Below are 21,299 nucleotides of genomic sequence, written 5' to 3' on the forward strand. Positions count from 1 at the left end.
GGGGCTATCGGGAGGCTCGGCAAGTGTTCAGGCGTGTCGCGATCATCAACCGTGGGGAAGCCGCCATGCGGCTCATCCACGCCGTGCGGGATCTGTCCGCGGAGACCGGGACCCGGATCGAGACGGTCGCCCTCTACACCGACGAGGACCGCACGTCGACGTTCGTCCGTGAGGCGGATCTGACCTATCCGCTCGGCCCGGCCGCCGCCCGGCCCTACCTCAACCACGCGCTGCTGGAGCAGGCGATGCGCGAGTCCGGCGCGGATGCGGCCTGGGTGGGCTGGGGTTTCGTCGCCGAGGACCCGGTGTTCGCGGAGCTGTGCGACCGGATCGGGGTGACGTTCGTCGGGCCCAGCGCGGAGGCGATGCGCAAGCTCGGTGACAAGATCGGCTCGAAGCTGATCGCCGAGGAGGTCGGCGTTCCGGTCGCGCCGTGGAGCCGCGGCGAGGTCGCGACCCTCGAGGACGCGCTGCGCGCCGGCGACGAGATCGGCTACCCGCTGATGCTGAAGGCGACCGCCGGTGGTGGCGGGCGCGGCATCCGGCGCGTCGACTCGGCGGCCGACCTGACTGACGCCTACGAGCGGACCAGCCAGGAGGCGCTGCGGGCGTTCGGCTCGGGCGTGGTGTTCCTGGAGCGCCTGGTCACCGGCGCGCGGCACGTCGAGGTGCAGATGATCGCGGACGGGCAGGGCGGCGCGTGGGCGCTGGGCGTCCGGGACTGCTCGGTCCAGCGGCGCAACCAGAAGATCATCGAGGAGTCGTCCTCGGTGGTGATGGCGCCGGAGCAGGCGGCCGAGCTGAAGGAATCAGCGGTCCGGCTGGCGCTGGCGGTCGGCTACCGGGGCGCGGGCACCGTCGAGTTCCTGTACCACCCGGGCGAGAAGCTGTTCGCGTTCCTCGAGGTCAACACGCGACTGCAGGTCGAGCACCCGATCACCGAGATCACCACCGGCACCGACCTGGTCAAGCTCCAGCTGCACGTGGCCGCCGGCGGCCGCCTCGAGGGCACGCCGCCCGCCGAGCAGGGTCACGCGGTCGAGGCGCGGCTCAACGCCGAGGACCCGGACCGTGACTTCGCGCCGTCGCCGGGCCGCATCGCCCGTCTCGCGCTGCCGGCCGGTCCGGGCATCCGGGTGGACACCGGGGTCAGCGAGGGCGACAGCATTCCGGCCGCCTTCGACTCGATGATCGCCAAGATCATTGCGTACGGCAGGAACCGTGACGAGGCCCTCGGCCGCCTGCGCCGCGCCATGGCCGAGACCACTGTCATCATCGAGGGCGGCTCCACCAACAAGAGCTTCGTCCTGGACCTGCTCGACCAGCCCGAGGTCGTCGACGGCTCCGCCGACACCGGCTGGATCGACCGGGTCCGCGCCGAGGGCCGCCTGATCAGCCACCGGCACTCCGGCATCGCCCTGGCCGCCGCCGGCATCGAGGCGTACCAGGACGAGGAGGAGATCTCCCGGCAGCGGCTGATCACCACCGCGCACGGCGGCCGCCCGCAGGTGCAGCACGACTCCGGCCGGCCGCTGGACCTGAAGCTGCGCGGCGTCGGCTACCGGGTGCAGGTGTCCCGGCTGGGCCTGCACCGGTTCCGGGTCGGGATCTTCTCCGGCGGCTCGTTCGGGCACGCCGACGTGATCTGCGAGCGGTTCGACGAGCACAGCCAGCAGATGTTCGTCAACGGCCACCGGTTCCGGCTGGTCACCGCCACGCACGGCCCGATCCACACGATCGAGGTCGACGGCGTCACCCACCGGGTCAGCCGCGACGAGGGCGGCGTGGTCCGCTCCCCCGCCCCCGCCCTGGTGGTCGCCACCCCCCTCGCCGTCGGCGACGAGGTCGAGGCGGGCGCGCCCATCCTCGTGCTGGAAAGCATGAAGATGGAGAACGTGCTGCGGGCGCCGTTCAAGGCCCGCGTCCGGGAATGCCCGGTCGCCGTCGGCAGCCAGGTGGAGACCGGCGCACCGCTGATGCGCCTGGAACCGATCGGCGACGCCACGGACGACGCTCCGGAGGAGAACGCGCCGATCGAGATCGACCTGCCGGCCGGTGAGCCGGGCGACCACGGTCTGGACGACCTGCGGGCACTGCTGCTGGGGTACGACGTCGACCCGAGCGTGGTCAAGACGTACCTCGCGGGGCACGGCCGCCGGCCCGGCGCCGGTGAGATCGAGCTGCTGACGATCTGCGCCGACCTTCTCGAACTCAGCCGCAACAAGCCCGGCGACGACTGGAAGACCGAGCCGGGCAACGCGGTGCACAGCCCCCGCGAGTACTTCCACGCCTACCTGCAGAGCCTCGACGTGGAGCGGGCCGGTGTCACGCCGGAGTTCCAGGCGCGGCTCACCCAGGTGCTCGCCCACTACGGCGTGACCAGCCTGGACCGGACGCCGGAACTCGAGGACGCGGTCTTCCGGATCTTCCTGGCGCTGCAGCGGTCGGCGGCGAACGTCGGCGTCGTCTCGGAGATCCTGCGCCTGTGGATCGCCGGGAACCCGCCGCAGGAGCCGCTCGCCGAACGGGCCGGGATCGCCCTGGAGCACGTGATCGAGGCGACCCAGATCCGGTTCCCGTCGGTGTCGGACCTGGCCCGGGGCATCGTGTTCCGGTGGTTCGCGCAGCCGCTGCTCCGGCGTACCCGGGCGGAGGTCTACGCCTCGGTGCGCGCCGACCTGCGGCATCTCGACCACCACCCGGACGCGGCGGACCGTGCCGAGCGGATCCAGAGCATGGTGGCGTGTTCGGAGCCGCTGGTCCGGCTGCTGGGGCAGCGGATCGGGCGGCCGGGGCGGGATCACATCCCGCTGCTGGAGGTCCTGACCCGCCGGTACTACGACAACCGTGGGCTGTCGGTTCCGTCAGTCAAGACCGTGGGTGACATCCGGTTCATGACGACGTCCCACACGGGCGGCGCTGAGGTCACGCGCATCGCCGCCACTGCGGTTGACATTTCGGACTTGTCCACCTCTCTCGCCGCCCTGGCCGGGAGCGAATCGGACGTTTCCGATATTTATGTCTCCTGGGAGGCGCAGCCGACCTCCGCAGATGAGATGGCAGCCCACCTCAGCTCCTTGTTCGCCGAGGTGTCGCTGCCGGGGGTTCGGCGAGTCACCACGACGATCGCCGGGACCAGCGGCGCCACGATGCACCACCACTTCACCTTCCGTGCGGATAAGTCGGGACATTTTGCGGAAGATCGGCTCATCCGTGGCCTCCACCCGCAGATCGCCCGCCGCCTCCAACTGGAACGGCTCCGCGACTTCGACCTGACCCGCCTGCCCTCCACCGACGAGGAGATGTACCTCTTCAAAGCGGTCGCCAAGAGCAACCCCTCCGACGAGCGTCTCGTCGCGATGTACCAGGTCCGCGACCTGACCGCGCTGCGCGAGACGGACGGCCGCCTGGTCGCGCTGCCCGCGCTGGAGGAGGCGGTCACGCTCGCCCTGGACGCGATCCGCAACATCCAGGCGCAGCGTCCGCAGAACAAGCGGTTCGACACCAACCGGATCATGATGTACGTCTGGCCGGTCACCGAACTGTCGATCGACGAACTCAACGCCCTGGTCCAGCGCATCCTCCCGACGGCCAGCGGGGCCGGGCTGGAGGAGGTGCAGTTCATCGCCCGCCAGCGCCGGTCCAGCGGGGAGCTGACCGAGGTGGCGGTGACGATCACCCTGGAGCCGGGCAACGGCGCGCACCTGCACGTGGGTGAGCCGTCGACCGACCCGGTGCAGCCGCTCGACGACTACCGGCAGAAGGTGCTGCGGGCGGCGCGGCGGGGCACTGTCTACCCGTACGAGCTGACCGGTCTGCTCGGCGACTTCACCGAGTACGACCTGTCGCCGTCCGGTGTCCTCGAGCCCGTCGACCGGCCCAAGGGCAGGAACGCGGCAGCGATCGTGGCGGGTGTGGTCACCACGAAGACCGACCGGTACCCCGAGGGCATCACCCGGGTGGTGCTGCTCGGCGACCCGACCAAGTCGCTGGGCGCGCTGTCCGAGCCGGAGTGCGCCCGGGTCATCGCGGCCCTGGATCTGGCGGAGTCGATGCAGGTCCCGCTGGAGTGGTTCGCACTGTCGGCCGGCGCCCGGATCTCGATGACGTCGGGCACCGAGAACATGGACTGGGTGGCCGCCGCGCTCAAGCGGATCGTCACGTTCACCCAGGCCGGCGGTGAGATCAACATCGTGGTGGCGGGAATCAACGTGGGCGCCCAGCCGTACTGGAACGCCGAGGCCACCATGCTCATGCACACCAAGGGCGTCCTGGTGATGACCCCGGACTCGGCGATGGTGCTGACCGGCAAGCAGTCCCTGGACTTCTCCGGCGGCGTGTCGGCCGAGGACAACTTCGGCATCGGCGGCTACGACCGGGTGATGGGCCCGAACGGTCAGGCGCAGTACTGGGCGCCGTCGCTGCCGGCGGCCCGGGACGTGCTGATGGCGCACTACGAGCACACGTACGTGGCGCCCGGCGAGACCGGTCCGCGGCCGGCGCTCTCCACCGACCCGGCCGACCGGGACATCTCCCCGTTCCCGCACACGGTGGCCGGCAGCGACTTCGCCACGGTCGGCGAGATCTTCTCGGCGACCCACAACCCGGACCGCAAAAAGGCTTTCGACATCCGTACGGTCATGCGTGCCGTGTCCGATCAGGATCACCCGGTCCTGGAGCGGTGGGCGGGCATGGCGGACGCCGACACCTCGGTCGTGCAGGACGCGCACATCGGCGGCCGGCCGGTCTGCCTGCTCGGCATCGAGTCCCGGTCGGTGCCCCGCCGGGGGTTCCCGCCCACCGACGGCCCGGACACCTACACGGCGGGCACGCTGTTCCCGCGCTCGTCGAAGAAGACGGCACGGGCGATCAACGCGGCGTCCGGGAACCGTCCGCTGGTCGTACTCGCGAACCTGTCCGGCTTCGACGGTTCTCCGGAGTCGATGCGGAACCTGCAGCTGGAGTACGGCGCGGAGATCGGCCGGGCGATCGTCAACTTCCAGGGCCCGATCGTGTTCTGCGTGATCTCCCGCTATCACGGCGGCGCGTTCGTGGTCTTCTCGAAGGCGCTGAACCCGAACATGACCGTTCTGGCCCTCGAGGGCTCGTTCGCGTCGGTGCTCGGCGGCGCCCCCGCGGCGGCCGTCGTGTTCTCCGGCGAGGTGAACAACCGGACCGCCAACGACCCGCGGGTCGCCGAGCTGCAGGCGCAGGTCGCGGCGGCCGGCGGCGCCGAGCGGGCCGCGCTGAACACCCGCCTCGCCGAGGTCCAGTCGTCGGTGCGGGCCGAGAAGCTGGGCGAGGTCGCGTCCGAGTTCGATCGGGTGCACAGCATCCAGCGGGCGGTCGAGGTCGGTTCGGTCGACGCCATCGTCAGCACCGCTGAGCTGCGCCCCCGCATCATCGAGGCGATCGAGCACGGCCTGAAGAGCTAGGCGACGCGTACGGGAGGCGGTCCGCCGCGGTGGACCGCCTCCTACAACTTCCGGGCGATGACATCGGCCGGGTGCGGACGGCCGTACAGGAAGCCCTGCCCGAGGTCGCAGCCCATCCGGCCGAGCTGCTCGTCCTGCCGCTCGGTCTCGACGCCCTCGGCGATGACGGTGATGTTCAGCTCGTGACACAGCTTGATCATGTGTTTGACGACCGCGGCGGCGGCCGCGTCGTCGGCGTCGTCCAGGGCGCGCACCAGTTTCCCGGCCAGTTTGATCGTGGACACCGGCAGGTTCGCCAGCGAGGCGAGACTCGCGTAGCCGGTGCCGAAGTCGTCCAGCGCCAGCCGGACGTCCATGTCGTCGAGTTCCGCCAGCACGGCGAGGTGCTGCTCGACGCCGGCGCTCTCGGTGATCTCCAGTTGCAGGCAGTCGGCGGGCAGTCCGGTGTCGTCGAGCAGCGCGGCGATCGCCGCGATCAGCCCCGGTTCGCCGAGGTGGAAGCCGGACACGTTCACACTGATCACCAGGTCGTGACCCTGGCCGCGCCAGGTGGCGCCCTGGCGGCAGGACTGTTCCAGCATGGTGTGGTCCAGCGGCACGATCAGGCCGGTCTTCTCCGCCGGGGTGATGAACTCCTGCGGGTTGACCAGGCCGATCCCGGGCCGCCACCAGCGGGCCAGCGCCTCCACGCCGATCACCCGGCCGTCGCTCAGGTCCACGATCGGCTGGAAGTACGGCTCGAACTCGCCGCGTTCCAGGGCCGCCGGCATCGCGGCGGCCAGCCGGTGCCGGACGATGTCCTGATCGGCGCGCCGGTCGTCGAACACCACCGCGCCCCGCTGGTCCCGGTGTGCCCAGGCCAGCGCCCGGTGCGCGTCGCGCAGCCACTCGTCCGGCTCGGCCCGGCTGCCGGCGGGCGCCTCGACGATCCCGGCAGTGGTGCGGATCCGCAGCTCGTAGCCGTCGACCGACGGCAGCGCCACGGTCCGCAGCACCTCCCGGGCCCGCTCGGCGATCTTGCGCATCTCGTCGGTGTCGGTGCCGGTCACCACCAGCACGAACTGCTCCCCGCCGAGGTGGGCGAGCAGGTAGCGGCCGCCGTCCTCGCCGAGTTCCGCCCGCCGGGGCCGGGCCGTGCCGGTCCACTCCCGGACCAGTTCCCGCAGCCGGGCGCCGATCGCGGCGAGCATGTCGTCGCCGTGGGCGTGGCCGAGCGCGTCGTTGAGGCCGGTGAAGTCGTCGACCCGCAGCAGGACCATCCCGATCCGCTGCGCCGGCCCGGCCGTCTCGAGGGTCCGGCGTAACTGCTCGCGCAGGTAGTTGCGGTTCGGCAGGCCGGTGACCGGGTCGTGCAGCCGCGCGTGCTGCAGCTCGATCTCCAGCAGCGCCTTCTCGTTCTCCCAGGCCAGCCGCATCGCCCGGTGCATGTCGTCACCTGCCCGCATCGCGGTGTCGCGCAGTGCCGCCCCGAACCCGTTGATCATCTGTTCGAGGACCTGCAGCACCCGGTCGGCGACCGTCTCGCGGTCGCCCCGGCACAGCCCCGGGAGCCGGGCGGCGAGGAGCCGGACCGCGGCGCCGAGCACCCGCGGATCCGCCATCCGCACCTTGACCAGGTGAGCACCGGCACGCCGCCCCGGCTCGGGCTCGAACGGCTCGGCCTCGACCGCGGACACGAGTTGCCGCAGGACGTCCCGCACGGCGGTGAGCGGTCTGTGCCGTCGCCCGGGCAGCCAACCGGCCGCCGCGATCACCCGCAGCAATCGCTGGGCCAGCGCATTCAGTGACGGATCGTCGGCGCTGCTGACCGCGTGTGTCATGAGGCGGTCCCCTCACAGTCGACGGCCGCGCACCCTGTGTGGCGGGCCGTCGAAAACTGTGCCTCCTCGGGGCACAGTGCTGCCACGGGTTGAAGCGCCGCCGCCGCTGCGGTATACCTCCAAGATCACCCGTACGATATGCGCAGCTCGCTCCGTGAACGGATCACACCGGAGAAAGTTACGGGGGCGGGAGAATCCACCCGCTCGGGTGACCCTCAGACACGGCGGGCCACCACCACCAAAGCGGTCGGTTGTGGGGGGATCTCGGCGGCCTCCTCCGGGTCGGGCCGCCACTGCTCGGCGGTGACCACGCCCGGCTCGATCACCTCGAACGCCTCGTCGATCAGGCCCCGCAGTTGCTCTCGGTCACGGATCACCAGCGGGGTGGGCGTCTTCTCATACAGGGCGCGCACCTGCTCCTGCCGCTCCCGCCCCTGCTCGGTCGCATCGGGGCCGGCGTGCGACAGCACCAGGTGACTGCCGGACGCCAGCGTGGCGCCGATCCGCGCGATGATCGACCGCGGCCCGGCGGTGTCCGGCACGAAATGCAGCACTGCCACCATCAGAACCCCGATCGGCCGGGAGAAGTCCAGGAACTCCAGCAGCCGGGAGTCGGCGAGGAACACCTCCGGATCGCGCAGGTCGCCGCGGACCGCCCGGGCGTGCGGATTGCCGCGCAGCAGGCTGCGGCTCTGCTCCACCGCTATCGGGTCGACATCGACATAGACCACCCGGGCCCGCGGGTCGATCTCCTGCGCGACCTCGTGCACGTTGCCCAGCGTCGGGATGCCCGAGCCGATGTCCAGGAACTGGGTGACGCCGCGCTCCTCGATCAGCCACCGGACGGCCCGGCCCAGGAACGCCCGGTTGGCGCGGGCGACCATGCGGGCCTCCGGGAACGCCTGCTCGGTCTGATGCCAGAACTCGCGGTCGACGGTGAAGTTGTGCACGCCGCCCAGCGCGTAGTCGTAGACCCGGGAAGCGTTCGGCACCGTGATGTCGACGCCGTCCGGCACCCACGCGCTCGACTCCGTCACCGCCACCCCCCACCGCGCTCCGCCTCGCATCCTATGTATGCCCACCGGGCCCAAGGGAAGGCTGATCCTGCAACTTGCACCGAACGAGGCCCCGCACCCATGACTATAGGCGCCCGCCAACCTGACGTCCATACACCCGGCGGGTGAGGTGACCGATCCGGATAATCTCAGGCGGTGGGAAGCGGAGACGACCTGCGGTTGCTGCGCGCATACGAGCCGGTGGCCCGGTTCACCGAGGGTGAGTACTTCTTCCCCGTCTCGGTCGAGCACTACGTGCGGCACGCCAGCCTGTGGCGCAACGAGCCCGGCACCAGCCCGCTGCAGATCGCCCGGCCGGGCCGGCTGCGCCTGGACAGCCTGGCCGCGGCCGGCGGCGCCGAACAGGGCCTGGGCTTCTCACTGTCCGGCATCGGGACCGGCGAGAAACACGCGCACATCCCGCTGCGGGACCGCCCGCCGCACCTCAAGAGGTCCAGCCGGCTGGCGTCGGTCGGCCTCACCGCCCGGCTCGTCGACACGCTCAACCGGTTCTCGCTGCTGTTCCGGGGCAGTGTCCCGGGCGGCAGCGCGGCCCGCTCGTTCCTGCTCCAGCGCGACCATCTGGACGCGTCCCGGCCCACCTACTACGGGCGGGTGCTGCGCGACGACCCGTGGATCGTCTGCCAGTACTGGTTCTTCTACAGCTTCAACAACTGGCGTTCGGCGTTCGGCGGGGTCAACGAGCACGAGGGCGACTGGGAGCAGGTGACCGTCTTCGTCGACGCCAACGGCTTCACCGGCGACGAGCCGCCGGCGCCGTCCTGGGTGGTGTTCTCCGCGCACGACGAGGTCGGCGACGACCTGCGGCGGCGATGGGACGACCCGGATCTGACCATCGAGGGCGGACGGCATCCGGTGGTGTTCGTCGGCGCCGGGTCACACTCCGGGGCGTACCTGCCCGGCGACTACCTGATCACCGTCCGGCCGCCGCGGCTGCGCGGGCTGGTCGACGCGCTGCGCTGGTCGGCACGGCTGCTGGCGCCGTGGTCGGCGGAGGACCAGCGGATCGTCGGCATCCCGTACGTGGACTACGCCCGCGGCGACGGCCGCGCGGTCGGGCCGGGACAGCGCGAGTCGTGGGATCAGGTGGTCATCGGCGACGAGACGCCGTGGGTGCGCGACTACCGGGGGCTGTGGGGGCGCGACACCCGCGACCGGCTCGGCGGGGAACGCGGGCCGGCCGGGCCCCGGTACGGCAGGGACGGCACGGTCCGGCAGGCCTGGGCCGATCCGGTGGGCTGGGCCGGGCTGGCGAAGGTCGTCCCGGACGCCGCGGCGGAACAGCGGCTCATCGAGCTGCGTACCCAGAAGGATCGTGACCTCCTGGCCGACCTCGACGCCGAGATCGCCGAGTTGCGTCACGACCTGACGGTCGCCGCGGCCGGGCTGCCCGCGTCGGCGCCCGAGGTGCGCGCCCTCGCCCCGCAGGAGCAACGGCTGCTCGACCTGCGGATGGAACGGACCCGCTTGGCCGACGAACTGCATCGCGCGGCGAACGCCGTACCGGTGCCGCCGCAGCACCCGCACACCCACCTGTTGCATCGCCGCCTGCCGCTGGAACAGACCGCCGGTTTCCTGGGCCGGGCCCGGTCCTGGTGGTCGGTGCTGAGCACGCCGCTGATCCTGCTGGCGATCGGCGCGGTGGTGTCGCCGCGGTCGTTCTCCGGGCTGTCCTTCTCCGGGCAGGAGACCGCGCTGGCGCTGCTGCTGGTGCTGCTGCTGGTGGAGGGGTTCGTCCGCGGCAAGCTGCTGGCCGTGATGCTGCGGCTGCTGCTGGCCGCGGTCGCCGTGCTGGCGCTGGCGTTCCTCTGGCTGGACGGCCTCTACGTGCTGACGTTCACCTTCTTCGCCTCCGCGCTGCTGGTCCTGCTGGTCAACGTGCGCGAGGCGACCCGCCGCTGAGCCGCGTCAGTTCTGCAGGTAGCGGATCACCGCGAGCACCCGGCGGTGGTCGGCGTCGGACGGCGGCAGGTCGAACTTGGTGAAGATGTTGCCGATGTGCTTCTCCACCGCGCGCTCGGACACCCGGATCGCCGTGGCGATCGCCGTGTTGGTGCGGCCCTGCGCCATCAGCGCCAGCACCTCCCGCTCCCGTGGCGTCAGCTCGGCGAGCAGGTCCCGGTGCCGGGTGCGCCCGAACAGCTGGGTGATCACGTCCGGGTCGAGGGCCGTGCCGCCGGCCGCGACCCGGTGCAGCGCGTCGATGAAGTCGTCGAGCTGGACCACCCGTTCCTTCAGCAGATAGCCCACCCGCTCGGAGCCGCCGGCGAGCAGCTCGGCGACGAAGGCGGTCTCCACGTACTGCGAGAAGATCATGACCCCGGTGCCGGGGAACTCCCGGCGCAACCGGACCGCTGCCCGCAGCCCCTCGTCACGGTGCGTCGGCGGCAGGCGGATGTCGACGATCGCGACGTCCGGCGGGTCGGCCGCGACCGCCTCGAACAGGGCCGGCACATCCACGACGGCGGCCAGCACCTGGTGACCGCGGACGGTGAGCAACTGGGCGAGACCTTCGCGGAGGATCGCGGAGTCCTCGGCGATGACGATGCGCATGTGTCGTTCAGGGCCTCTCCGGTGCCGGGCAGGGGATCTCCACGGTGACGAGGGTCGGGCCGCCCGGTGGGCTGTCGATCGACAGCTCGCCGTCGACCACCCGGATCCGCTCGGTCAGACCGGCCAGTCCGCCACCGGCCCGCTGGTGGGCGCCGCCGCGCCCGTCGTCACCGACCCGGAGGCCCAGCACCTCGTCACGAAGATCGACACGGATCGTAGCCCGGCTCGCCCCACTGTGCCGCCCCGCGTTGGTGAGCAGCTCGCAGACGGTGAAGTAGGCGATGCTCTCCAGCGCCGGCGGTGGCCGCCGGGGCAGGTCGATCGCCACCGTCACCGGCACCGCGCTGCCCGCCGAGACCGTGGCCAGCGCCGCCTCCAGGCCGTTGTCGAGCACCGGCGGGTGGATGCCGCGCACCAGATCGCGCAGCTCGGCGACCGCGGTGGCGAGGGAACTCTGGGCGGTGTCGACGGCCGCCACCACCTGCTGCGCCGGGGCCTGGGCGGTGACCAGCTCGCGGACCATCGCCAGGTGCATGCCGACGCCGATCAGCCGCGCCTGGGCGCCGTCGTGCAGGTCGCGCTCGATGCGGCGCAGGTTCACGTCGGCGTCGATCACGGCCCGGTCGCGCGAGTCGCGCAGGTCGCGCATCCGCTGGCTGGACCGGGTCGGACCGAGCAGTCCGCGGATCAGCAGCCGCTCCATCGTGAGCACCCCGCGCAGCACCCACGGAGCGAGCAGCAGCAGGATCACGCTGGTGACAAGGACCGCCACCGACTCGTTGTCGAACGGGCCGGTGTGGAACGGGAAGTAGATGAGCGCGGTCAGGCTGTAGAAATAGCATCCGCCGGCCAGGACCAGGGACAGCGCTGCCACGGGCGGTTTGGTCAGCACGTACGCCAGCATCCGCCAGCTGACCGGATCGCTGAGGACCGCCCGCCGCCATCCGAAAGCGCCCCGGGCGCCGGCGGTCCGCACCGGGTCCGGGATCTGCTCGCCGAGCAGCCAGGAGCACAGCGCACGCCGTTTCGCGCCCAGGCCGATCGCGGCCCGCAGCACCGCGGCCAGCAGCCACGCGCCGAGCGGGGTGATCAGCAGGATGGCGCCCGCCAGCGAGCCGACCAGCAGCAGGATCGCGCTCAGCAGGTCGATCGGCAGAACGAGCAGCAGGTATGCCAGCCCGCGCCGCGATCGGGGCCCGAAGTAAACGGTGAGCATCGTCTTCATCCCGGCCAGCATCTCGTGCCCGGCCGGGTGGCCGCGAGGGTGCCACCCCCACCTTGGGGGTTCGGATAACCCCACCATCGTCCGAGTGCCTGCACCACTGTGCCGGAGCGGCCCTGTGACCAGGCTCAATGGCATGTCGAACGTCATGGTCATGTCCCGCCACGCCGTGCTGGCGACCGTCCTCACCGGACTCGGCCTGCTCGGCGGGTCGCTGTTCGGCCCGACGCTGCCGGCGCCGGCGGCGGGTGTGGTGAGCCTGTCCGGCTGGCTCGCCGAGCCGCTGTCCCCGCCCGACCCGCGCACCGCCACCCCGGCGCGGGTGGCCGCGTTCTTCGCCGGTCTGCCGCCGGCGCGGGCGGCGGGGCTCGCGGCGCGCTATCCGGAGATCGTCGGCAATCTCGACGGCGTCCCCGTCCCCCTGCGGTACGCGGCCAACCGGCTCCGGTTCCCGCAGGCGGCCGGCCGGCAGATCCTCGCCTTCGACGACCGGGGCGACGGCCTGATCGCCGAGGTCCTCGGCGATCTGGAGACGGCGGATCGGGTGACGGTCCTGGTGCCGGGCGTGGACACCCGGCTGGCGGACTTCGACACCGGGCTCGGCGGCGTCCAGCGGCGGGCCCTCGGCTGGCAGGCCCGCCAGGTGTTCGAGCGGGCCCGCGTCACCGATCCCGGCGCCCGGACCGCCGTGGTGGCCTGGCTCGGTTACGACCCGCCCGAGGGCATGGGCCGCGCCACCCTGCGCGAGGACCGGGCGGCCGCCGGCGCCGGCGCGCTCGACCGGTTCGTCGACGGCCTGGTGCTCGGGCGGCCGGACCGGACGGTCGCCGTGGTCGGCCACAGTTACGGCTCCACCGTCGCCGGGCTCGCCGCGGCCGCGCTGAGCCCGCAGGTCACCGACCTGGTGGCGATCGGCAGTCCCGGGATGGGCGTCACCGGCCGGGCCGGTCTGCGCACCGGCGCCGAGGTGTGGGCCTGCGCCGCGCCGGGCGACTGGATCCGGCGGGTTCCGGGGTTGCGGATGCTCGGCGTCGGACACGGGCGGCTGCCGTCCGACCCGGGGTTCGGGGCGCGGCCGCTGCCGTGTGACGACGTCGAGGGCCACGACGGCTACTTCGTTCCCGGTTCCACCGCGCTGGACGCCATCGCCGGCATCGCGGCCGCTCGTCCCGGCCGGGACCCGCGATGACGGCGGCGGACGAGTTCGAGATGCTCGCCCGGTGGGGCCGGCCCCGTACCCCGAGCGAACTTCCGCTCCGGAGGCTGTCAACGAATCAGGACGCCCCGCGTGTATTCATAGGTATGAGGGGTGCGGGATTCGAGACGTTCCTGCGGCAGAGCGCGCCCGCCCTGCTGCGCCTGGGCAACGCCCTGACCCTCGATCCGCAGGCCGCCGAGGACCTCGCGCAGGAGACCCTGATCCGGGTCGGCCTGTCCTGGTCCCGGGTCCGCAAGGACGGCAACCCGGTGGGGTACGCCCAGCGCACCATGGTCAACCTGTTCCTGAACGAGCGGCGCCGTCGCCGCCCGGTCCCGATGGCACAGGTTCCGGAGCGTGCCCGGGAGGACGCGGCGCTGGACTCGGTGCACGACAGCGCCGTGATCCGGCAGATCCTCGCCGGGCTGCCACCGCAGCAGCGGGCCGCGATCGCGCTGCGCTATCTCGCCGACCAGCCGGACGAGCAGATCGCCGCGATCCTCGGCTGCGCCCCCGGGACCGTCCGGACCCACCTGTCCCGCGGCCTGGCCACCCTGCGCGAACGAATGACCACTCCCCGAACGGAGAGCTGAGCATGCAGCCGATGGACTTCGACCTGCCGGTCACCGACGAATTCCTGAACCGTGTACGGCACGGTGTGCGACGGCGCCGGACGCTGCGGACCGTCACCGCCGGCTGCGTGGTTCTCGGCTTGTCCGGGGTCGCGCTCGTCGCCTGGCCGTCCCCGGCGGCTCCACCGCTGCCGGCCGCCTCGGCCAGTGCGGCGGCGGGCGACGTGGACCGCTTCCGGATCACCTACCTGCCCGCCGGGGTCCGGCTCGACCCGAAACGCAGCGACTCCGTCGTCACCGCCCCCTCGGGCGCCGCGGACCAGGCGGCGGTGTCGATGCGCCGGCTCGAACAGTCCGGCGGCGAATCCTATCTGTGGATCACGGTGCTCCGGCCGCTTCCGCTCGACCGGGGGGTTGTGGTTCTTCCGCAGCACCTGCTGGGCGCTCAGGCGCCGGGCGCCGAGGTGGTCGACACGTTCACCGTGCCTGCCGGGACGGCGCAGCTCATCACGACGAAGCAGACGGCGTACGACGTCCTGATCACCGCTCCCGACGGGACCGTGATCTCGATCGGCGGCAACACGCGGGTGCCGGAGAACGAGCTTCGGGCCGTCGCGGCCGGTCTGCTACCCGAGTGAACCGCGGACAGCCGCCGACCATCCGCCGAGCCGCGCGGACAGCCAGGCCAGCAGGCAGTCCGCCTGTTCGGCCTGCATCCGCCGCAGCCGAGGCTCGCCCGGCAGCGCGCAGTCCCGCCAGGCACGTCCGGCGAGCCCGGCCAGCGCCACGTTCACGTGCTCGTCCGGCACGTCCCGCCAGCAGGAACGCCGCAGCACCGCCTCCGGGTCGATCCCGCAGGCCGCCACATCCGGCAGCAGCCGGATCAGATCCATCCAGGCAGGAGCGGTCCACAGATGCGTCCAGTCGACGATCCGCAGCCCGCCGCCGGGCTCCCGGATCACGTTGTCGCGCCGCAGATCGCCGTGGTGCAGGGCGGTCCCCGGCGCGAGCACGGCAGTCCAGCGGCTCTCCAGCTCGGCGAGCAGCCCCACCGGCAGCCCGTGCGGCGGTGGCCGTCTCCCGCCGAGGCTCCGCCAGCCCCCCAGCAAGGGCACGAAATCTTCGGCGTACGGGGTGACGCCCCCGACCGGGCAGGGATCCAGCCGTTCCCGCATCCGCTCGGCCACCGCCAGCAGCCCACCGACATCCGCGGCGGTCCACCGGCCGACCGTCTCCCCCGCCACCACCTCGAACCCGGCCACCCGCCAGCCGGCATCGCCGCTCCCGACGATCGCGAAGCCGATCAGGCGCGGGCCCAGCTCTCCGACCGCATCCGCGAGCACCGCGCCGGCCTCGACCGCCGCGCCCATCTCGTGAGCAGCCGCTTTGACGAACAGCCGCGCACCCGACCGCCCGGCCACGATCGAGGCGATCGACGGCGTGAACCCGGCAGCCGCCGGATGCTCCGCGACGACCGGCTCCCCGAGCATCTCCGCGACTGCCGCTCGTACCGCCTCCGGGGCGTCAGCGAGAAGCGGCCGCCCATCGTTCTGCACGGCCGCCAGCCTAGAGCGCGCGTTCTCCCGGGAAGTACGCGCCGCGGAACGGAACGCGCGTGCTCCCGGGTTGAACGCGCCGCGGAACGGTCAGCCGAGGACAGCGGCGGCGAGGAGCAGACCCAGGACCGCCCCGCCGACACCGGCCGCCGCGGCGTACCAGCCGAGGGGACGGTCCCCGAGGAATCCGCCGACCAGCCCCAGCACGACGGCCAGGAATCCGAAGGCGACGGGATAGACCAGCACGGCGAGGACCGCGCAGACGAAACCGATGATGGTGCAGATACGGGCGCCGGAACGGTTGCGGGTCGGATAGGACATCTCGGGTTCCCTCCCCGGATAGCCGGAAGCTGGCACCCGTCCGTCTACCCCGGCGGCGGTTCCGCCATGCCTGCCCCGGCCGTCACGGCGCGGTGAACAGCTCGATGAGCCGGTCCACATAGGCACGCCGGTCCTCCGCGGTGCCCGGAACCACCCGCGGCGCGGCATGCGCCAGTTGCGCGTGCCCGAGATAGGCGCTGACCGCGAGGAGGGCACGCCGCTCCGCCTCCACCCGGCTCGACCCCAGGGCGAGGAACAACTGCGCCGTGTACGCGATCCGCCGCTCCGTCACCCGGGCCAGCACCGGCGCCACGTGCGGATGTCCGGCGGTCGCGAGCATGGCCAGCTCGATCGACTCGGCCGGTTCGCTCGCTGTCGACTCCATCACCGTGCTGATCAGCAGCCGTAGCCGGGCGAGCGGATCCGGCTCGGCCTCGACCAGCGCGATCACCGCTTCGGTGTGGTCGGCCTCCCAGCGTTGCAGCGCCGCCTCGATGAGCGCGTCCCGGTTGGCGAAGTGCCAGTAGAAGCTGCCCTTGGTGGCGCCGAGCCGGGCGGCGAGCGGTTCGACGGCGACGGCCGCGAGGCCTCCCCTGCCGATGGCCTCCAGCGCCGCGTGTGTCCAGTCGTCGGCTGTGAGCCGGGTCGCGGTCTGCTTATCGGGACGGCGTGGCGACATGTCCATACGCTACAGTACGGAAAACATACGGCACCGTATGGAAAGGCGATCCGCATGGAGAACGTCCACGAACGCGTGCTTCCCGTTCCCGCCGCCGAAGCCGGCCGCCTGCTGGACCGCCTGGCTTCCGCCGACGATCCGCTGTGGCCCAGCCCGACCTGGGCGCCGATTCGTTTCGACCGCCCGCTCGGGGCCGGCGCCGACGGCGGGCACGACGGGATCCGTTACCACGTCACCGCGTACCGGCCCGGCCGCCTGGTGGAGTGCACCTTCCACCCGCACATCGGCCTGGTCGGCACCCACACGCTCGAGGTCGTCGACAACGGTCCCGGCTCGTGCGTCCTGCGGCACCGGATCTCCGGCCGCCTCCACGGCACGATGCGCCTTCTCTGGCCGACGGTGGTCCGCCCCTGCCACGACGCCGTGCTGGAGCACCTGCTCGACAACGCCGAGCGTGCCCTGACCGGCACCGTCGCGCGGCCGTACCGCTATCCGCTCGTCGCCCGGCTCGCCGTCGCCGTCACCAACGGCCGCGTCCGTTCCGGCCCGGTCCCGTCCCGCGCGGCCCTGCTGCACGCCGCGCTGCCCCGGCCCGATCTGGCCGACGCCTTCTCGGTCCGCGTCCCACCCGGCACCAGCACCGACCCGCAGGAGTGGGCGGACCGTGTCTTCCGTGACCCGCCCAGCGCCGTCGTCGCCCTGCTGCGCCTGCGTAACGCCCTGGTGGCCCCGTTCGGCATCGAGCGCGGCGAGCGTTCCGCTTTCGGCACCCTCGACCGCAACGGCCGCGAACTGCTCCTCGGCACCGACGCCGGCCACCTCGACTTCCGGGCCTCCATCCTGGTCGAACCCGGCCCCGGCGGCACCATCGTGACCGTCTCCACCCACGCCACCGCCCACAACCGGTCCGGTCGCGCCTACCTGGCCCTGGTCCGCCTCTTCCACCCCGCGGTGGTCCGGGCGATGCTGCGCCGCGCCGCCCGCCGCGCGACCGCCCCCACCGCCCACCGGATCACCCCACTCCCCCAGCACACCTGAGCCCCGACCGGCCGCCGTTGCCGGGGACCTACCATCTCCCGGCAGCGGCGACAGCCCTGTCCACCACGGCATCAAGTGTTTCGGCGGGACCGAGTGGGGCGCCTGGGACGCCCAGCCTCATCAGGTCGCCGGAGAATCCGTGGACCGCGAGGCCGAATCGCGCATGACCGACGCGGTCCCGCGGGTGAAGCAGGTGCAGTGTCCCGTGGCTGACCCACGGCCGCAGAGCCCGCAGCACCGGGTCCGCGGCGGCCACCGCGGCCAGACGAGCAAGGTGGCCCGCACCGTGCCTGATCAGCAGGTGCCACCGAACCTCGTTCGCCTCGCCGGGTTCGACGCGGGCGAGGTATCCTCGGCACAGCTCCTCGATCGGCGCCTCGTCCCGCAACCCCAGCATGGTGCCCGCGATCTCCGGCACGGCATCCGTCCACCCCGCCGCGACCGGGTCGTCCTCCGCCCAGACCGTGACCTCGTACCCGCCTTCGCATCCCCGCCGGACGTGGACATCATGACCCGCCGACCCGTCCACGGCGTCGATCGACCCGAAGCGATCCCTCCCGCTGTGCACCCGCTCGACGCCGATCCGCCCCCGTTCCTCAGCCACTGTCACCTTCGCACCCTGGATCGCCGCGGCGGTCAGGCGAGCATGCGGGCGAACTCCTCCGGGTCGATGACCGGGATGCCGAGCTGGGCCGCCTTCTTCGCCTTGGCCGTGGTGGTCTCGGCAGTGACCAGGGCCGTCGTCTTCGCCGAGACGCTGCTGCTGGCGGAACCGCCGAGCGCCTCGATCCGCTCGCTCACCGTCGTGCGGGTGTAGCCGGGCACCGACCCGGACACCACGTAGGTGTGGCCGGCCAGCGGTTTCGCGCCGCCGTCGTCGACGACCTCCATGGTCAGGCCGTGACCGGCGAGGCGGTCGATGACGTCACTCATCGCGACCAGGCCGTCGACCACGTGCTGCGCCTTGATCAGGCCCATCTTGTCGATCTCGGCGATCTCCTCGACGGTGGCGGCGCGCAGCGCGGTCATCGACTTGAACCGGGCGGCCAGCCAGCGGCCGACGCTGCGGCCGGTCATCCGGATGCCGAGGCCGGTGACGACCCGGTTGAACGGCTGCTGCTTGCTCGCCTCCAGCCCGGCGATGATCCGCTCGGCGTTGGACCGGCCGAGCATCACGGTGCCGCCCGCCGTGGTCCTGCCGACCGGCAGCTCGGCGATGTCGTCGACGGTCAGCGCGTACAGATCGGCGACGTTACGGGCCAGCCCGGCCTCGATCACCGCGTCGCAGAACGAGTCGCCGGCGCCGTCCACGTCCAGGGCCTCCCGGCTGCACCAGTAGGCCAGGGCGTTAGCGGCGGCGCACGAGGCGGTGTGGCAGCGCCACAGCAGGCTCGACTTGTCCCACGGCTCGCCGCACTGCGGGCACACCTCGGGCGCCACCCACGGGGTCAGGCCGTGCGGCTGCTCGCCGATCGGTGAGGTGACCCGGGGGATCACGTCACCGGCCCGCCACACCGCGACGGTCTGCCCGATGGCGAGGCCCTGCTCGGCGACCCACTGCGGGTTGTGCAGGGTGGCCTTGGTGACGGTGGTGCCGCTGACGTGGACCGGGTCGATGACGGCGCGCAGGCTGATCCGGCCGGTCCGGCCGACACGCACCTCGATGTCGCGCAGCACGGTCGACGCGGTGTCCGGCGGGTATTTGAAGGCGACCGCCCAATACGGCGTGCGGCTGGCCAGGCCGAGGCGCCGCCGGGTGGACTCCGCGTCGGCCTTGATGACGGCGCCGTCGATCGGGAACACCAGCGTGGACCGGCGGGCGCCGATCAGGTCGATCGCCGCGGTCACCTGCTCGGCGGTGACGCACTCGCCGGCGGCCTCGGGGATCAGCCGGCACGCCGCCGGGAAGCCGAGCGCCTCGGCGCGGTCCATCCGGGCGAGATGGGTGCCGGACGCGTCGATGCCGGCGCCGGTGATCTCGTAGGCCGCGAACGTCATCGGCGCCTCGTATGCCCGGTCGATGCTGCGGATCGCCCCGGCGACCGCGCCGCGCGAGTTGACGAACGCCTTGCCGCCGGCGGCGACCCGGTTGGCGCTGGCGGTCTCGAAGTCGTCGACGGTCATGTAGACCTCGCCGCGCACCTCACCGGACCAAGGCGTGGCCAGCTCGGACGGCAACCCGGCGACACCGCGCCGCACCTGGGCGGTGACGTCCTCGCCGGTGGCCCCGTCGCCGCGCAGCGCAGCCAGCACGAGCTTGCCGCCGGCGTATTCCGCGCGGATCGCGAGGCCGTCGAGTTTCACCTCGACCAGGCAGGCGTCGCCGCCGAGGGTGGCGACGAACGCCGCGACCTCCTCCGGCGTCTTGATCTTGTCGAGGGACAGCATCGCGGTGGGGTGCCGGACGTCGCCACCGGCGGAGGCCCCCGCGGCCACCGCGGTGGTGACGCCCTGGTCGTCCCACTCCGGATGCGCCGCGATCGACGCGGCGATCCGGTCGGCGAGCGCGTCGTAGTCGGCGTCGGTCATCACGGCGTCGCCGGTGTCGTAATACGCCGTGGCGGCGTGCCGCGCCCGCTGCACCGCCTCGTCGAACTCGGTGCGATCGGCGAAGGTGTCGGTTTCCGGTGAACGATTGACCATGCCGAGAGGGTACGGCCGGGGTCCGACAAAATTCCGCGCATCCGGCCCGGGCCACCCGCAGCGGGAATTCACCCGGCCGACAGGAACTCCGCGATGCGGCGCAGATGGTCCGGCCGGAGTCCGCGGCTCTCGTCGGGGCCGATCAGCAGCGCGCGCCCCTCCGATGCCCAGGCGGACGACTCCGCGGCGTGATGGGCGACCTCGACGTCGTCGGTCCAGATCAGGCGGCGGCCGGAGGCGATCACGCGTTGCGCGGCCGCCCACTTCGCCGCACAGGCCGCCTCGATGGTCACCGGCTCGGTGAACGCGCGCGGCAACGACGGCAACCCGAGCCCCTTCTCCAGCGCCGCCGCGTCGCTGCACCAGGTGGTGCACCACGTCACGCCGACCGTCCCGGAGCCGTGCAACCGCCGGATGGCGCTGATCAGTTTCGGTTCGTAACGGATGCGGTAGTCGTACTGATCAGCCTCGGACCAGACCTGTGCGATCCGTGGCGGGGCGGACCAGCCGGCCCGGTGCGCGTTGAGGACCCCGTCGACGTCGAGCAGCCAGATCGGTGGGGACGGGTCGATCACGGCGCCTCCAGCAGTTCCTCCAGACCGGCCACATAGTAGGCGGCATCGGTCGCCGGGATCAGCAGCCGCTGCAGGATGTAGCCCTGCACCAGGCCCAGCATGGCGGCGCCCACCTGGCCGGGGGTGGCGTTCCCGGGCAGCAGCCCGGCCTCCTGGCGGCGCCGGACGATCTCCGCGCAGTGCGCACGCAGGCGTTCCACGACGTGGGTGACGCGCTTGCGGAGGTCCGGGTTCCGCAAAGCTTCGGACCAGATCTGTACGGCTATCCGCGTCAGATCCACCCCGGTCACCGGATCCTCCGCGAACCGCCCGGCGAGCCCGTCGATCATGGCGGTGACCGCTGCGGCCGGGGACGGCGCGTTCCCGCCGGCCAGCAACTCCTCGAAGACCTCGTCCGCGGTCGCCATCGCCCGGTCGGCGACCGCCCCGATCAGCTCCTCCTTGCTGCGGAAATAGCTGTACACAGCGCCGGCGGACAGCCCGGAACCGGCGATCACCCCGGCCATCGACGTGTTGTGGAACCCGTTGGCGGCGAAGAGGCGGGTCGCTGCCGTCACGATCTCGGCGCGGCGCTCCGCCCGATGTGACTCGGAAACGCGTGGCATGCGTCC

17 protein-coding genes are annotated in these 21,299 nt (G+C 72.3%); 6 read left to right on the top strand and 11 right to left on the bottom strand.

Annotated elements, in window-relative coordinates; translation table 11 throughout:
• Nucleotides 1-23 precede the first annotated feature (23 nt).
• Nucleotides 24-5,435: an ATP-binding protein gene (locus ACZ3II_RS36855; protein ID WP_465524196.1), complete on the top strand. Its 5,412-nt coding sequence runs from the start codon at nt 24-26 to the stop codon at nt 5,433-5,435.
• Nucleotides 5,436-5,476: 41 nt separating this feature from the next.
• Here ACZ3II_RS36855 and ACZ3II_RS36860 read toward each other — a convergent pair whose 3' ends face one another.
• Both ACZ3II_RS36860 and ACZ3II_RS36865 read right to left on the bottom strand, forming a co-directional pair.
• A complete protein-coding gene (locus ACZ3II_RS36860; RefSeq protein WP_465524198.1) occupies nt 5,477-7,255 on the bottom strand; it encodes a putative bifunctional diguanylate cyclase/phosphodiesterase in 1,779 nt (592 codons plus the stop codon).
• Between the two features lie 215 nt (nt 7,256-7,470).
• On the bottom strand, nt 7,471-8,292 hold the full coding sequence (locus ACZ3II_RS36865; protein ID WP_465524200.1) for an SAM-dependent methyltransferase: 822 nt from the start codon (nt 8,290-8,292) through the stop codon (nt 7,471-7,473).
• A 174-nt stretch (nt 8,293-8,466) separates the two neighbouring features.
• Here ACZ3II_RS36865 and ACZ3II_RS36870 point away from each other — a divergent pair, with 174 nt between their 5' ends.
• Nucleotides 8,467-10,233, top strand: coding sequence for a hypothetical protein (locus ACZ3II_RS36870; protein WP_465524202.1), 1,767 nt, complete (start codon nt 8,467-8,469; stop codon nt 10,231-10,233).
• A gap of 6 nt (nt 10,234-10,239) precedes the next feature.
• Here ACZ3II_RS36870 and ACZ3II_RS36875 read toward each other — a convergent pair whose 3' ends face one another.
• Together ACZ3II_RS36875 and ACZ3II_RS36880 are read right to left on the bottom strand one after the other, a co-directional pair.
• Complete coding sequence (locus ACZ3II_RS36875; RefSeq protein WP_465524204.1) at nt 10,240-10,884, bottom strand: response regulator transcription factor; 645 nt, start codon at nt 10,882-10,884, stop codon at nt 10,240-10,242.
• Nucleotides 10,885-10,891: 7 nt separating this feature from the next.
• Nucleotides 10,892-12,100, bottom strand: a complete 1,209-nt coding sequence (locus ACZ3II_RS36880) for a sensor histidine kinase (RefSeq protein WP_465524206.1) — start codon at nt 12,098-12,100, stop codon at nt 10,892-10,894.
• Between the two features lie 142 nt (nt 12,101-12,242).
• Between ACZ3II_RS36880 and ACZ3II_RS36885 the strand changes: the two genes are divergently transcribed.
• From ACZ3II_RS36885 to ACZ3II_RS36895, 3 genes are all read left to right on the top strand, one after another.
• Nucleotides 12,243-13,295: an alpha/beta hydrolase gene (locus ACZ3II_RS36885; RefSeq protein ID WP_465524208.1), complete on the top strand. Its 1,053-nt coding sequence runs from the start codon at nt 12,243-12,245 to the stop codon at nt 13,293-13,295.
• Nucleotides 13,296-13,408: 113 nt separating this feature from the next.
• A complete protein-coding gene (locus ACZ3II_RS36890) occupies nt 13,409-13,897 on the top strand; it encodes a SigE family RNA polymerase sigma factor (protein WP_465524210.1) in 489 nt (162 codons plus the stop codon).
• Nucleotides 13,898-13,908: 11 nt separating this feature from the next.
• Nucleotides 13,909-14,514: a hypothetical protein gene (locus ACZ3II_RS36895; protein WP_465524212.1), complete on the top strand. Its 606-nt coding sequence runs from the start codon at nt 13,909-13,911 to the stop codon at nt 14,512-14,514.
• Here the strand turns inward: ACZ3II_RS36895 and ACZ3II_RS36900 are convergent.
• The 3 genes from ACZ3II_RS36900 to ACZ3II_RS36910 all read right to left on the bottom strand — a co-directional run bounded on the left by ACZ3II_RS36900 (nt 14,503) and on the right by ACZ3II_RS36910 (nt 16,432).
• The gene (locus tag ACZ3II_RS36900) at nt 14,503-15,432 is read right to left on the bottom strand and encodes an aminoglycoside phosphotransferase family protein (RefSeq protein WP_465524214.1); all 930 of its coding nucleotides are present in this window, start codon (nt 15,430-15,432) and stop codon (nt 14,503-14,505) included. The two genes, ACZ3II_RS36895 and ACZ3II_RS36900, sit on opposite strands and share 12 nt — an antisense overlap.
• A 90-nt stretch (nt 15,433-15,522) precedes the next feature.
• On the bottom strand, nt 15,523-15,753 hold the full coding sequence (locus ACZ3II_RS36905; RefSeq protein ID WP_465524216.1) for a hypothetical protein: 231 nt from the start codon (nt 15,751-15,753) through the stop codon (nt 15,523-15,525).
• Nucleotides 15,754-15,835: 82 nt separating this feature from the next.
• Nucleotides 15,836-16,432 (bottom strand): TetR/AcrR family transcriptional regulator, encoded by a 597-nt coding sequence (locus ACZ3II_RS36910; protein ID WP_465524218.1) that lies wholly within the window; start codon nt 16,430-16,432, stop codon nt 15,836-15,838.
• 54 nt (nt 16,433-16,486) lie between these two features.
• On the opposite strand from ACZ3II_RS36910, the gene ACZ3II_RS36915 reads away from it, so the two are divergent.
• Nucleotides 16,487-17,470 (top strand): DUF2867 domain-containing protein, encoded by a 984-nt coding sequence (locus ACZ3II_RS36915; protein WP_465524220.1) that lies wholly within the window; start codon nt 16,487-16,489, stop codon nt 17,468-17,470.
• 28 nt (nt 17,471-17,498) lie between these two features.
• On the opposite strand, the gene ACZ3II_RS36920 is transcribed toward ACZ3II_RS36915, so the two are convergent.
• From ACZ3II_RS36920 to ACZ3II_RS36935, 4 genes are all read right to left on the bottom strand, one after another.
• Nucleotides 17,499-18,080 carry a hypothetical protein gene (locus ACZ3II_RS36920; protein WP_465524222.1) on the bottom strand — a complete coding sequence of 194 codons (582 nt, stop codon included), beginning with the start codon at nt 18,078-18,080 and terminating at the stop codon, nt 17,499-17,501.
• Between the two features lie 26 nt (nt 18,081-18,106).
• Nucleotides 18,107-20,113 (bottom strand): NAD-dependent DNA ligase LigA, encoded by a 2,007-nt coding sequence (gene ligA / locus ACZ3II_RS36925; RefSeq protein ID WP_465524224.1) that lies wholly within the window; start codon nt 20,111-20,113, stop codon nt 18,107-18,109.
• Between the two features lie 68 nt (nt 20,114-20,181).
• A complete protein-coding gene (locus ACZ3II_RS36930; protein WP_465524226.1) occupies nt 20,182-20,688 on the bottom strand; it encodes a hypothetical protein in 507 nt (168 codons plus the stop codon).
• A complete protein-coding gene (locus ACZ3II_RS36935) occupies nt 20,685-21,293 on the bottom strand; it encodes a TetR/AcrR family transcriptional regulator (protein WP_465524228.1) in 609 nt (202 codons plus the stop codon). The genes ACZ3II_RS36930 and ACZ3II_RS36935 overlap by 4 nt, the downstream gene beginning before the upstream one ends.
• Between the last annotated feature and the right edge of the window lie 6 nt (nt 21,294-21,299).

It is taken from the genome of Actinoplanes sp. NPDC019969 (genome assembly GCF_055562375.1).

What these genes read in the sequence shown, in the direction of transcription:
- ACZ3II_RS36935 (WP_465524228.1), bottom strand. Translation starts at nt 21,293, where the DNA reads ATGCCACGCGTTTCCGAGTCACATCGGGCGGAGCGCCGCGCCGAGATC.
- ACZ3II_RS36905 (WP_465524216.1), bottom strand. Translation starts at nt 15,753, where the DNA reads ATGTCCTATCCGACCCGCAACCGTTCCGGCGCCCGTATCTGCACCATC.
- ACZ3II_RS36915 (WP_465524220.1), top strand. Translation starts at nt 16,487, where the DNA reads ATGGAGAACGTCCACGAACGCGTGCTTCCCGTTCCCGCCGCCGAAGCC.
- ACZ3II_RS36885 (WP_465524208.1), top strand. Translation starts at nt 12,243, where the DNA reads ATGTCGAACGTCATGGTCATGTCCCGCCACGCCGTGCTGGCGACCGTC.
- ACZ3II_RS36860 (WP_465524198.1), bottom strand. Translation starts at nt 7,255, where the DNA reads ATGACACACGCGGTCAGCAGCGCCGACGATCCGTCACTGAATGCGCTG.
- ligA (WP_465524224.1), bottom strand. Translation starts at nt 20,113, where the DNA reads ATGGTCAATCGTTCACCGGAAACCGACACCTTCGCCGATCGCACCGAG.
- ACZ3II_RS36895 (WP_465524212.1), top strand. Translation starts at nt 13,909, where the DNA reads ATGGACTTCGACCTGCCGGTCACCGACGAATTCCTGAACCGTGTACGG.
- ACZ3II_RS36880 (WP_465524206.1), bottom strand. Translation starts at nt 12,100, where the DNA reads ATGCTCACCGTTTACTTCGGGCCCCGATCGCGGCGCGGGCTGGCATAC.
- ACZ3II_RS36875 (WP_465524204.1), bottom strand. Translation starts at nt 10,884, where the DNA reads ATGCGCATCGTCATCGCCGAGGACTCCGCGATCCTCCGCGAAGGTCTC.
- ACZ3II_RS36910 (WP_465524218.1), bottom strand. Translation starts at nt 16,432, where the DNA reads ATGTCGCCACGCCGTCCCGATAAGCAGACCGCGACCCGGCTCACAGCC.
- ACZ3II_RS36890 (WP_465524210.1), top strand. Translation starts at nt 13,409, where the DNA reads ATGAGGGGTGCGGGATTCGAGACGTTCCTGCGGCAGAGCGCGCCCGCC.